Annotated in this window: 10 protein-coding genes; 2 read left to right on the plus strand and 8 right to left on the minus strand. The window is 41.8% G+C overall.

Annotated elements, in window-relative coordinates:
- Positions 1–133: 133 nt before the first annotated feature.
- The 7 genes from BLS14_RS07445 to BLS14_RS07475 form a co-directional block, all read right to left on the minus strand.
- Positions 134–1342, minus strand: a complete 1209-nt coding sequence (locus BLS14_RS07445) for an SGNH/GDSL hydrolase family protein (protein ID WP_090950635.1) — start codon at positions 1340–1342, stop codon at positions 134–136.
- Positions 1343–1349: 7 nt separating this feature from the next.
- Complete coding sequence (locus BLS14_RS07450; protein WP_256336258.1) at positions 1350–3590, minus strand: FAD-dependent oxidoreductase; 2241 nt, start codon at positions 3588–3590, stop codon at positions 1350–1352.
- An 84-nt stretch (positions 3591–3674) separates the two neighbouring features.
- Entirely contained in the window at positions 3675–5297 is a 1623-nt protein-coding gene (locus BLS14_RS07455; protein WP_063563710.1) for a response regulator transcription factor, read from the minus strand.
- Positions 5297–6814, minus strand: coding sequence for a sensor histidine kinase (locus tag BLS14_RS07460; protein WP_256336259.1), 1518 nt, complete (start codon positions 6812–6814; stop codon positions 5297–5299). The genes BLS14_RS07455 and BLS14_RS07460 overlap by 1 nt, the downstream gene beginning before the upstream one ends.
- A gap of 316 nt (positions 6815–7130) precedes the next feature.
- Positions 7131–8717, minus strand: a complete 1587-nt coding sequence (locus BLS14_RS07465) for an extracellular solute-binding protein (RefSeq protein WP_063563708.1) — start codon at positions 8715–8717, stop codon at positions 7131–7133.
- A 70-nt stretch (positions 8718–8787) separates the two neighbouring features.
- Positions 8788–9657, minus strand: a complete 870-nt coding sequence (locus BLS14_RS07470; RefSeq protein ID WP_063563707.1) for a carbohydrate ABC transporter permease — start codon at positions 9655–9657, stop codon at positions 8788–8790.
- Between the two features lie 13 nt (positions 9658–9670).
- Complete coding sequence (locus BLS14_RS07475; protein ID WP_053781115.1) at positions 9671–10618, minus strand: ABC transporter permease; 948 nt, start codon at positions 10616–10618, stop codon at positions 9671–9673.
- Between the two features lie 358 nt (positions 10619–10976).
- On the opposite strand from BLS14_RS07475, the gene BLS14_RS07480 reads away from it, so the two are divergent.
- Both BLS14_RS07480 and BLS14_RS07485 read left to right on the plus strand, forming a co-directional pair.
- Positions 10977–11453 (plus strand): MarR family winged helix-turn-helix transcriptional regulator, encoded by a 477-nt coding sequence (locus tag BLS14_RS07480; RefSeq protein ID WP_063563706.1) that lies wholly within the window; start codon positions 10977–10979, stop codon positions 11451–11453.
- Complete coding sequence (locus BLS14_RS07485; protein ID WP_090950638.1) at positions 11443–12825, plus strand: alpha/beta hydrolase; 1383 nt, start codon at positions 11443–11445, stop codon at positions 12823–12825. Before BLS14_RS07480 ends, BLS14_RS07485 begins: the two co-directional genes overlap by 11 nt.
- 159 nt (positions 12826–12984) lie before the next feature.
- Here the strand turns inward: BLS14_RS07485 and BLS14_RS07490 are convergent, their stop codons facing one another.
- Positions 12985–13740 carry a class I SAM-dependent methyltransferase gene (locus BLS14_RS07490; RefSeq protein ID WP_090950641.1) on the minus strand — a complete coding sequence of 252 codons (756 nt, stop codon included), beginning with the start codon at positions 13738–13740 and terminating at the stop codon, positions 12985–12987.
- Between the last annotated feature and the right edge of the window lie 3 nt (positions 13741–13743).

Below are 13743 nucleotides of genomic sequence, written 5' to 3' on the forward strand. Positions count from 1 at the left end.
TGTCACATTACCGTGAAATTTCTTTCATTTTAAGAATTTCTTATACGATTTTAAGTAAAAAAAGAAACCTACATCCTAATTGAGCGCTCATTGCAGTCAGATAGAATATAGGTCTTCCAAGTAGACCAATCAATTATAATGGCGGCTGCACCAATAGCAACTTCCCAAGCTGAATGACCGTTTGATCATACCAAGCCGGATGTTGTCGAACATGTTCCATACCTCTTTCATTGCCACTTGCCTCAAACACGGCCGCTTTGTCTGTCTTCTTGTGATCGATTTCGAAGCGAACCGTATGTTTCCCATTCGGTAGCTCAGGTAAGTAAACATATTGATTTCGATTATGATCGTTATATGAAGTGAATCGATCGATAAGAAAGGGTTCACCCTCATCCACCGTCACCTTCAATCTGCCGGAATCCGGCCCCCCAATATCGAATAATCCGATGTGGGTTCCCTCAAACTCCACTGTGATCGTCTCTCCGGGATCGACTGCTCGCCATAGACCGGGGAACAACCAATCATACTCGCGCACTAAAGCAAAATCATCAGGGGTCATGTAAGACCACCCCGCGGAAAAATGAGTAAGACTATCCAGTGGCAGCATGGTTGCATACTCCCAAGGGTTGGCCGGGACCAAAGGCTCCTGCGGCAAGTGATGTTCGACTTTTCCTACGTGATCTCGAAGCTCTCTGATTTTCTCAAACGACCGGGTGATTGTATCCGTGTAAATCTGATGTCCTTCGGGAATCGTTGGATGGATCGAATCATGCGTAAAAATAACGGCTCCTGGAATAGATACGTCTGCTCTTAAGGTGAAAATGAGCTTACCTTCCAAAACCAATTGACTGACTGCTACGCCCAGATGAATCGAAGGAATGCCGTAATAGTCAGCGACTTCCTCTTGCATACGAGCGCCCTTCTGGTATTGGCCGGATTGAAATGAGGTCAAATCCCGTTCCTTAACCGTATACACAAACAGAATATCGGTAAACCGGTTCCGCTTGCGAATCTGTCGGACAATACCTTCGATCCGCGCCTTGGATTCGGGAACTCCGCCATCGTTACCAACAAATTCAACAAACACGAGATCAGGCTGATGACGCAGTACATCTACCTCCAAACGGGCGCAGCCGAGGTCCGATCCTGTCCCATCAATGCCTGCATTCACAGAGCGGATATCTGCATTGGGATATTGCCCTCGCAGCCAATCCGCCGTCATGACCCTATATCCTTTAGAACGCGTATTACTGCCGCCAAAATAGACAATTGTTACTGTTTCCCCATTTTCCAACTTTTGAATGACATTAGGCAGCCCTCTTCGAGGGAAAAATTCCTTCATCGTGACTTCACCCGCCCTCACTTAGCGTTTTTAGGAGCAAAAATTTGACAGCAAACACTTCATAATAAGGTGAACCATACGTCGCACAGAAATCAAACCGGATTCGGATTACACCTTTTGCATGCATCTGATGTTTATTCAACGAAAGATAGTTCCCACGGATATTCATTGCACTCTCGGTTCCGTCTTCTAAGGTTAAGATCACATCATAATCTTGAATCAACGGCTCGATCGGATCGTCGAAATGCTCCAAATTCAGCTGCGAATTGAAAACAAGATGGATTTCATCCAGATTCTTGGGGCTTGCAAAAGCAAATTCCAACCACTCCTGTCCTTCTGAACGTTCAGAAATCCAGCTGTTCGGTAGACCATAAGGTCTGGAAAAGCCATTGACGACATTCTCAGGGCTATACATATTTTGGGATGGCGATAGGTCTTTGAAGCAAATACTCTTATTAAGCTTCTTCAGTCTGGATGGCTCTTCTGGTTTATAAAAGAAGCTCACCGCTCCAGTCATTTTCTCTTCATTGCCGTGTACGGCAAGGCTCGCCGCACCTTCCAATACGATGTAGATTTTGTCATCAGCTGGCTTCTTGCAGCTGAGGTCCAGTGTAATCCAGTCATCGTGACCCGCTGAAATCAACAAGTTGTAGCCTTTCAGCTCGCTGGCGGGAATATAGTTTTCCTTCCGCTCCCCGCCAAACAGCTTCACTTGCAACGTTTCCGATTGCTCGGATCTATTTTTAATTTTGATCTGCACGCTTTCAGCCAAGGATGTCTGAATCGGTAAGACCAAACATAACGCTTTTTCCAAGGAGATCTCTTCGGTAGGATGCAGATGATCATAGCTTCGCTGAGACGAGGCACGAATCGTTAAGCCGTCAGCAAAATAAGGATCCAACTGGTCTTGAAGCCCTACAATCGTTTGCCCGTCTCGTAGCAGCTGCGTCTGAAGCTCATCCATATGCGCTTTGACGATGTCCGCGGGGTCTGTATCATATTTTACGCATAACGCAGCAGCCGTTCCTACCGCCTGCCCCATACAACCACAGGTTGCCATCACCCTTGTAGACCCGAAAGCCACATGGGTAGCGCTTATATTGCGGCCAGCGAACATGAGATTAGGAATATTACGTGAAAATAAGCTGCGGAAAGGGATATTATACAATCCCGGTACGAAATTCCACGCTGTAGCGGGTCCCTCATCGTAGATGCCTTTATTCGCATGCAGATCCATATACCAGCCCCCGACGGATACAGCATCTTCGAAATGAGTCTTTGCTGTAAGATCGTTCTGAGACAGCATGTGCTCCCCGATAAACCGTCTTGACTCCCGCTTTCCCGGAATCGGGCATACATAATCCAAGATGAGATTGTCTACATCATCAAACTCACCGCTATTTTTGATATAATCCCAGATCCCGTACACCAATTTCCGCAATTCCAATGCGATGTCTTCATTATTCTTGATAATATCCATATGTCCGCCGTATTCCAGCCACCACAATCCGCCAAGCCCGTTGATTTTCCTTGGAAAAGACCGATGGTTTAATCCTTTTCTGATACTATCGAAAAACTCCAGCTTCGTGATATCATACGCAAAGCCAGGCCTTTTGTAAGGAACGGCATAGTTTACGTCACGGGCTTGAAACAGAATCGTATCGCCCATCGTGTAATGATCCGCCACTTCTGGAGCGAGCTCCTCCTTGTATTCATGCTTCGCTTCTCTTCCCCATCGGAAGTCAGCACCTGCTTGGTATCCAACTATTCCATCACCGGAGCAATCAATATAGGTTGGGCTTTCAAAACGAAATTTTCTTTCGGAAGCTAATTGAAGACCCTCCACCCATTGAATTCTGCCGTTCTCCATGCCCGTTTCATGTACACATGTATTCAGAAACAGAGAAATGTTAGGCTCATCATAAACCATGTCGAGCAAGACCGTATCCGAAAGCGAAAGCATAAGCTTCTTGTTGTATAACGGATTATAATGAAAGATCTTCAGCTTGAGTTCTTCTACCAACCCGCCCTCGCGGGCATAATAGGATGGACTATTTCCGAGATATGCCGACCCGTTGATATGAACTCTGACCTCGCTGCTCGCATTTCCCCCAAGCACCGGCCGATCATTAATAAGTGAAACCTGCAGACCTTGGCGTGCAGCCGCAATGGCAGCGCATATCCCTGCAATACCTCCACCTACGACGGTTACATCTGCTTTCATAAGCTCCATTTTGATAACCTCCATGATTAGATGCTCCTATCATGGTAATGGTTTTGGCCTCTTTTTTTTTACAGGATTTCACGAAAAAATCATACATTTTTTGCATCCTTATTTGGATTCGTACCGTGTCATTTTTATCCGATATTGCTTAGGTGTATCACCCGTATATTCTTTAAACAGTTTGCAAAAGTAACCTTCATTGACGATGCCTACTTCCTCGCACAATTCCAATAAAGAATAATCCCGGACGTTTAACAACTCGAGAGCAAGATGGATTTTTTTACGGTTGATGTAGCTGATCACGCCTTCGCTCATTGTTTTTTTGAATAAGCTGCTAAAATACGATGGCGCTAGATTCACTTCCTCCGCAATTGCCTCCAACGTTAAGCGTTGTTTCAGGTTTTTCTCGATAAAATGCATAGCACTCATGATTTCTGCACGATGTAATAGTTGGCCCGCGTGTACGTATTCGAATGTGAAGTCACCAATATAGGCAAGCTGCTCCTGAAAAGCCATAAATTCCATGGGGAAGTCTGGGACTTCCGTGGCCATCTTGTTCCCTGATTTAAACTTTACGGTAATGTCTCTGTACAAGTCTCTAATCATGGGCGCCATGATGGACTTGTGGATTTTATGGTCCGAAACAAATTGAGACAGATCGGCAAGTGCATTCTCCAGCTCTTCCTTGGAAATCTTCCTTTTCATCCGTATAAGAAAATCAGCCAGCTTCTGCTGAAAGTCTGCTTTTTTGTCATTATCGTATTGGAACCGATGCATCGGTGTTTTCACTACTTTTTCTGTATGATAATAGAAATCCTCACTCACATTTTTAGCTTCCGTGTATGCCTGTTTGATCGATTCCCAGCCTCGGTGTGGACCACCAAAAGCGACGGATACCCTTTGATTCAAATATTGATGCAAATGAGAGACGATCTGCCCTCCCAGTGATAGGCAAGCATATTCCGTTTCCATATCACTGCGGTTATTTTCCCAGGATAGAAAGCCAATAAAACGATTATCGGACAGATCCGCAGCTACCCCACTGCCACCATTCATTACCGTTTCTTCGATGATATTCGTAATCGCATATTTCAAGATGTTTTGATCTGCGGCAGCGTATTCGTTGCGGAAACTTTCATACGTATTCATCTCAACGATGAAGCAGCAATAGTTGGCTTGAAAGAAATGGAACTGCATGCGATTAGCAAAATCCGATGCCCGATGAGAAGGAATTTCGCCTCTGATCAGTTCGTTGAAAAATTGCTTGCGCACTCTATATTTATTTTCAAGCACGGATACGTTTAACGATTGAAATTCCGCTTCTTTTTTCTTGAACTCATTTAAAATTCCGGCTGCCTTATCCAAAGCTCGATTCAAATCCGCTTCCCTCAGCGGAACCTTTACAATGTACTCCAATACGTTGGCTTGAATCGCTCGCTGGGCGTATTCAAAGGATGAATAGGCGGTCAAAAGTATGTATTGCGTATGGGGGAGCTCCGCCTTGAGCTGCTCAATCATGGAGATTCCGTCCATTCGCGGCATAACGATATCGGATATGACGATGTCCGGCTTAAGTTTTATGATCTCCTCGATCCCATTCTGCCCATTATTCGCTTTGCCCACTAGAACAAATCGCTTATCCCTATGAGAGAGTTCATTAAAAAACAATTCCAATCTTTGAATGATCAGGTCTTCATCGTCAACAATGAAGCAGGTATAATCTCTCACCATTATGCATCTCCTTTTTGCAATTCTGCCGGGAATACAGCGCGTATACGGGTTATTTCCTTAGGTATGCTTATGATTTGCAGTCCAAATTGATCGCCATAGTGAAGTCTTATTCGGCCATGAATATTATTTAGCCCGATTCTTTTCCTTTTTAATTCCATTTCACTCGGTTCTGAGATTAAAATATGCTTTATTTTATCAGCTGGAATTCCCTCGCCTTGATCAACAACTTCTATGATGACGATACCGTCCTCCCTGTACGCATGAATCGTAATCGGTCCCTCAATTCCCCCTCCGTTATAACCATGGAAGATGCTATTCTCCACAAGAGGCTGCAGCAGCATTCGAAAAACAGGAAAATCCATTAACCCTGCTTCGATATTTTCAATCAAGTGGAAGCTTCGGTTATACCGAATGTTCTGGATCTCGATATAGTCTGCTACATTGCGTAGTTCCTGACTTAAGGAAACCTTCTCTGAAGCATCGTCTATCCCGTATTCCAATAATGAAATTAGCGATCCGATCACCACATCTACTTTCTCTATTTGTCCGAGACGTATAACGTTGCTGATCGAACCAAGTGTGTTATACAGAAAATGAGGGTTAATTTGAGACTGTAGCACCTGGATTTCCAACTTCCGCTCAAGTTCATTATGAAGTTCCGCTCGCCGAATCAGTTCCACAATTTGCTGCAGCATACGATCGAATGCTCGTGAAAGATCTCCAAACTCATCGTTTCGATTAACCGTAATTGTCGTTGTGAGTAAGCCTTGCTCCACTTGCTTCATTTTTGTTTTGAGTGTATAGAGTGGTTTCCTTATATATTTGGCAACCAAAAAAGAAATGATCAAACTTAAGAGAAGACCTGCAGCTAAAAGCTCAATATAATAGGTTTCTAATCTGGACAAAGCTGCTTTCAAGCGTGATTCATCATTGATTGAGATGATGGTCCAGTTGAATTTCTCCGTCGGTTTTTTTAGAAGGGAGACCGGAATGCCATCCATGGTATGCAGTTGAAGACTTGTTTCTGTCGTATCCAGGATTTGTTCAGCTGACGTTTCCCCGATTGAAAACGTATGATCTTGAATATTCAGTAGTCCTTTATTTTCAGAAAATCCGGCAATGATTTTACCTGAAGCTGTAATCAGAGCCAGATTCATTTGTTCTTGTTTATTAATCTTGAACAAGGTTTCTTCAATGGCATTTAGATCCAAGTCAACCGCAATGGCCATTGGAAACGAAGCGCCGTTCAGATATCGAACCATCGTAACGGTCCAGCCGGAATACTTCGATTTGTAAGGTTCACTAACAAAAGTAGTCCTTCTGTTCTTGTCAGCCGCATCAAACAAAGGTGCTCTTTCAGATAAAGGTTCATCGAATATTCGGGTAGCTGTACTTCCACCTAGAATGGATAAATCACTTTTGATCAAATAGATATTACTGACGTAATTACTATTGAGTTCATACAGTTCTCTTAATTGCTTTTTAATCACTTCCGCATTGTCAATATTGGCTTTCACTGATGTTTCGACTGAGAAGAGAATCGTCTGGAAGGAGGAAAAATTAACAGTGAAGTACTGGTCTACCTTGTCAAGGATTTGGTTGGTGTAAAAAATGTCATTGGTTCTTATTTCCTTTTGGACATAGCGATAAGACAATTGGCTTATCAAGATGATGCAACCTAATACAAACGCAAACACGAGAAAAAATAATTTTAAAGGCAAGCTGATTCTTCTTCGCATCCATCATCTTCCTTTTAATTCTATAGTAAACTAAGAATAGCATATGCTAATAAAGAGAGGGGCTACGAATAGCCACTCTCTTTGTTTATTTATTTTACTTAATAAGGCCGGCCTCTTTAAATTGTTTGATTGCTGTTTCCTTATATTTCTGCATGTCAAACTTGGTATCCAATGTTTGGAGGAAATTGTCCCAATTCGAAAGAGGTTCTTTGCCCGTCATAAATTTAACTAAGCTTTCATTAATGAAACGAGTGCGGTCAGCATCCAAAGTATCGTTGGGGTCTGGAGTCAATAAATTTCCGGGCAACGTTGGCCCCACATATTGCTGATTGTCCTTGAAAGCCTCCGCCGTCTTCGGATTCTGGAAGCTGAAGTACTCCGCATCATCACCACGGCGCGGCATTCTATAATGATCGACCCACAGGTACTTCTCTTTCATTTCCTTCGATAACTCGGAGGTTTTATTTTTGATCTTGCCGTCCACCACATCCCAATGAATACCTTTAATTCCGTATGCAAAGTTAGGATAAGCTTCTTCGTCTGTAAAGAGATAATTCAGCATGGACAAGATCCGAATGATTTTGTCCTTATCCGCTTTCGCGGAAATGGCCCATGAATTACCTTGGAATGATTTTCTTTCTACAATTTGATCCCCGTAAGGACCTTTCATCGGAGGAATGACGATCCATTCCGGCACCTCGCCACTAATCTCTTTCATTTTCTGCTGATAATCCGGCTCCAGCCTACGGGCATCTCTGATCATGAAGCCAACTTTACCCTTAAACATTTTTTGGTCCAACAGATCAGGTGAATTCATCGTCACCCAGTCTGGGTCTACCACGTTGGCGGCCATCATTTTGTTAATGTAAGCAAGCGCCTCTTTCATTTTGGGATCGATAAACAGAAATACCGGTTCATTATCTTTTATCTCAACGGCCGAAGGAGGATTGACACCAAACATCCACATCAAGCTATCGAAGCCATAGGTTTGCAGATTACCTTCTTTATTCATACCGCCGATAAATCCGTACGTATCGTTTTTACCATTCCCGTCCGGATCTTTCTCTGTAAAGGCTTTCATAACTTCGAACAACTCATCCGGTGTCGTTGGTACCTCCATATTCAGCTTTTTCAGCCAATCATTGCGGATGAAGAAGCTTCGACTGATACCGTTAACATTATCATAGCCTGGAACTCCAATCGTTTTTCCTTGATAGGACATTGCATCCCATGAGTCGTTGCCAAACCGTTTCTTTAATTCAGGGAATTGATCCAGATACGGTGTCAAATCCGCAAGAACGCCTTGGTCGTAATATTGCGCGAGATCAGCCCGACTCTTCAAGAAGATCAAATCTGGAATATCTCCGCCTGCAATGAGTGTATTCAGTTTGGTTGTTGCTTGCCCAGCTTGAGGAATCATCATATCCAAGTCGATGTTCATCTCTTTTTCCAACATTTGACGTTGAACATCTTCATCACGTGGAGGTACCGGAGCAGCAGCGTTGAAAGTGCCTTGGTTAAACATTGAGATTTTCATTTTGGTTGCAAACTGGCCAGACTGCCCTTGAGAATTACCCGAAGCTGTCGATGTAACTTCTTCATTTCCCCCACATCCTGACAGTAGCGTTCCCAATCCTAAGATTGCCGACAGAATAGCAAATGAAATCTTCTTACGCTGCATATTGACCTCTCCTTTGCTTGTATTTGTATATTATCACGGTTTCCCCGTAATAAGTTAGGTTGGAACACTTTTAACCTTTAACGGATCCCAAGAGCACACCTTTGGTAAAATGCTTCTGTAAAAATGGGTAAACGATCAAAATTGGAATCGTAGTCACAACAACTGTAGCCATCTGCACAGCGAATGTACTTACAGCTCCGGAATTGGCGAGCGACTCAGCGCTTTGTGTTGCGACGTTAAGAAGGATGTTGCGCAAGACTACTTGAAGCGGCATGAGGTTGGAATCATTGATATAAACAATAGCATCAAAATAACTGTTCCAATGCCCCACTGCGTAAAATAAAGAAATGGTGGAAATGACGGGCAAAGACAGTGGTAAAATGATCCGCCATAACGATTGAAGTTCACTTGCACCGTCAACCCTCGCTGATTCCTCGATTTCACCAGGCAATTGCTCGAAAAAGCCTTTAATGATTACCAGATTAAATGCACTAATGAGATTTGGAATAATCAATACCCACGGACTGTTTAGCAACCCCAGAGAGCGAATTAGTAGATAAGTCGGAATTAACCCCCCACTGAACATCATGGTAAACACAATGAATAGTAAAAACGGACTGCGTCCCGGCAAATATTTTTTGGATAACGGATAAGCTGCTAAGACCGTAAATAACACATTAAGCACCGTGCCTACAATCGTTCGAAACAACGTAATTTTATACGCCTGCCAGATCCCATGAGAAATGAATACTTCTTTATAGGCTAGAAAGGTAAAAGATTCTGGTATAATCACAATCCCTCTTCTTAACACTTCCGATTCTGGCGTCACGGAGACAGCAATCACATACAGAAAGGGTAGTAAGCAAAGTAGTGATAAGAAAATAAGAATCACATAAACGACGGATTGCCAGACTTTTTCCCCGATTGTCAAATTGATCATTTTAAAAACCACCTCACCAAATTTGCCCATCGAATTTTTTGGCGAGCTTATTGGCTGCCAAAACTAAACCAAATCCAATGACAGCTTTAAACAATCCTACAGCAGTAGCCAAGCCAATCTTAAGACGCTCCAACCCTTCACGGTATACCCATGTGTCGATAATGTCGATCTTCTCCTGGTTAAAGGTGTTGGCAAACATGAATATTTGGTCAAAGCCAGCATCCAGAATATGGCTTAATTTAAGAATCAGCATCAGAATAATGACTCCTCGAATGCCGGGTAAAGTGATATGCCAGAGCTGTCTCCATTTGGAAGCACCATCCATTCGAGCCGCTTCATATAAGCTTGGATCAATACCTGCTAATGCGGCGAGGTACAAAATCGCTCCCCATCCAATGTCCTTCCAAATTTCAGATGCGATGACCAGCAGTCTACCCCAAGCAGGCTCCGTTAAAAATGAGATGGGCTGAAAACCACTTTCTTTCAAAATCATATTGAAAAGACCATCACCTGGGGCTAATAAGGCTACCATCAATCCATATACAATGACCCAAGACAGAAAGTGGGGTAAATAAGTAATGGTTTGTACGATTTTCTTAAACCATTGGGTATGAACTTCATTGAGCAGTAAAGCAAGTAAGATGGGAGCGGAAAAACCGAACAATAGCTTATAGAGCGAAATAACAATCGTATTTTTCATGATGTCCCAGAAATAAACGCCGTTCATAAAATCCGTAAAATTTTTGAATCCCACCCACGGGCTATCCCATACGCCCAAAGCCAGGTTGTAGTTTTTAAAAGCAATCAATATTCCCGCCATAGGAATGTATTTGAATACGGCAAAGTAAATTAAGGCGGGTAATAAGAGAGCATACATCACTTTATATTTTTGGATCGTCCTTATCCATGACTTCCGCTTTTTGGAGAGGGGAATGGCGTCCGCTGCCAATTTCACTTGCATATCATCACCTCGTCTTTGTTTGTATTTGTATATTAGCACCCCCCTATCGGATAAATTTCTGAAATTTCAAGAATTTCTTATAAGATATTAAGGAAGTGTGCCTTGGATCGTTCCAACAGCTCATCCAGGAAAGCGGGATAAGAACTTGTATCGCTAAATAAAAAAAGCCGCTAAAATAGCGACTTTCAAATGGGGCTATGTTCTTGTCTCTCGACAAGTGTTTAGAACGGAGAATCTTAACCAACAATAACATTTGCCTTTTTTTCAATTGTTGACTTACAAAAAACATGCTGTTAATATTAGTTTCACAGTCTAACCATTAGACAATGAAACTAATTTCGTAAAGGAGCAATTAACTATGGATATGGATAGAAAGCAATTAGAACAACATATTGATCTGTATACTCAGAGAGCAATATCAATTTCAATCAGTATGCAATCTATTCAAAAGAATATTTCAAAAGATAGCAGTGTTACTCCAGACCAGTTTAATTTATTGAATGTCATTAATACGACTGATCATTGCACAGCCAGTTTTTTAGCTAAAGCACTTAATGTCAAAAAAAGTTCTATTACTGCTATCGTGAATCGATTAACGGATAAAGAATTAATTAAACGTGAGTACAATGAAAAAGATAAACGCGTGGTCTGGCTTGAATTAACAGAAAAAGGACAGCACATTGTGTTGGAAGAGAGACAGAAAATACTGGCTGTATTGATGCCTTTAGGAAATAAGCTCACTGTTAAAGAGCTGGAGGAATTAAACCAATATTTATCTGTGATTGATACACAATTAAATAATATAAAGAAGGATATGGTTAAAAATGAAATTTAGTATGAGGTTATACGGAGTTATTGTAGGGTTAATTACGATCTTATTGTCTTGGTCACAGTCATTTTTTATCAATTATCTTATCCCATTAGGAATCGTAGCCATGGTTGTGTCTGTAGTTAATATTCTAGTCGTTAAGAAGCACTTAAATGAAAAGATCTATCGTGCCTGGTTAGGTATCTCGGCTTTGTTTATAGCTACTGAAATCTTCTGGATGATATTTGATAAAATCGGATTATTTGTAGTTGCACAAGTTTCATTTGCAGTAACCGGGTTTGCATTAATTATTTTTGCCTTAGGCATGCATAAGAAAATGAATCGAAGTTTCAAATCATTAACGTTGAGAATTAGCAAATGGGTTCTCGTCCTTGTCTTAATGTTGGGGACATCCATATTAATATTATTTACAGCTACGCCAAAACCAGTTGCTTTATATTTGCAAAGCAGTTCTGGAGCAGAAAATACTTATACAGCAGAACCATCTACTACCACAACTATTGATGGTAAATATCAGTTAACAACGAATATTCAATATGGAGATAAGTATCCAAGAAGTTTTTTAAATATCATTACACCCGATGGTCAATTGGATGAAGAACGTCCAACATACTTTTATGTGCACGGCGGTGGCTTTATAGCGGGAGATTCAATTGGAGGTGATCCTAACGCAGGAGCGGCTTCAAATACAATGTTATATCATTATGAATTAATGGTTGATCATGGTTATAATGTGGTGACCATAAATTATGCTTTAGCTCCAGAATATATACACCCTACACCCATAAAACAATTATCAGAAGCGGTGCAATATATGCAGCAAAATGGCAAACAGTACGGAATTAATATGAACAATGTAATCTTTGGCGGGGGAAGCGCAGGTGGATTTATCGCTGCAGACTTTGTGACAATTCAAGCTAACCCTGAGTATGCGAAAGAAATCGATATTAATCCTGTCATAGAGCTTACGGATATCAAAGCTTTAGTATTAGAAGTACCCATTCTTGACTTTAGTCGGGGCCATAGAACCGTAACCGAAGACATCGTGACTGACTATATTTTCGCTCAATCAGGAAGTGCATACATTGGTCAGCCGGTGGTTAGCGCTGATAAAGATATCTTACAATCCTTAAATGTAATACCAAGAGCGACGAGTAATTTCCCTCCAACTTTTATAACGGATGGAAACACGGGGACATTCACAGATCAGGCTGAAGATTATTATAACCGCTTAAAAGAATTAGGGGTCAAGACAGATTTATATATTCCTGATATCCATGAGAGCAAAGAAGTTCATGGATATATGAACACGATTGATACTAAAGCAACTCGAACTTATATTCAGAGAAAATTAGCCTTCTTGGATAGTTTAGATTAATGGTGTTAGACATTTATAAACAAAAAGTCGTTGCCTACTTATCACTTAGGCAACGAATCAACATCTAGGCGTACAATCGTTAAAAGGCTCTATGGACGTAAACTCCACAAACATACCCAGCTATAGCTTGATGATATAGCTGGGTATCATTTTGTTGATCTATACTTCTCCCCAAAAAATCTCAGTTTCATAATCGAATTCAACAATACCATCTTGATTATTTTTATCAAATAAATTCCGCAGTTCTGTCATCATAGGATCGTAATTTGCATGCCCGGGTACAGGGCTGTAGGAAGATGATAGCAAACGGCCTTTCAAACCCTCGAAATCGAACTCCTGACTCATTCTGAATCGCATTTCATGCATTGAACCTTCCTTGAAAAAAGAGAGCAGAATCGTCTTAGAAATATTTTTATGATTGACTTTTTCGTAGTCGGTTCCGTATGTATGAAGCAGTTGATTGTACTCTTCACGAAATGGAGTACCGTTTGTAAGACGTGAATTCCAGATGAGTATTACTCTCCCACCTGGCCGTAAAATTCTGCGAAACTCCATTTGGGCTGCGGAGCGATCGAACCAATGAAACGCCTGAGCGCAGACAATAAAATCAACCGACTCATCAGGTAACCCAGTAGATTCTGCAGAACCTGATGTACTCTGAAATTTCGGATTACTTTCTAACATTTGCTCGGCGGCTTCCCGCATTGCCTGATTTGGCTCGACCGCGATAACATAGCTTCCGCGTTCCAGAAGTAGCTTTGAGATGATCCCAGTACCTGAACCGATGTCTGCTATGTTGCTGTTCGCACGTAAACCGACGACGTCGTACAAATGGTCAATAGCCTCTTTGGGATAGCTCGGGCGGTATTTCAAATACGAATCGACCCGACTCGAAAACCGTTCTCTGTTGTTCATCGA

Origin of the sequence: Paenibacillus sp. OK060 (assembly GCF_900101205.1) — a bacterium.
In the GTDB taxonomy this organism is placed as follows: domain Bacteria; phylum Bacillota; class Bacilli; order Paenibacillales; family Paenibacillaceae; genus Paenibacillus; species Paenibacillus marchantiae.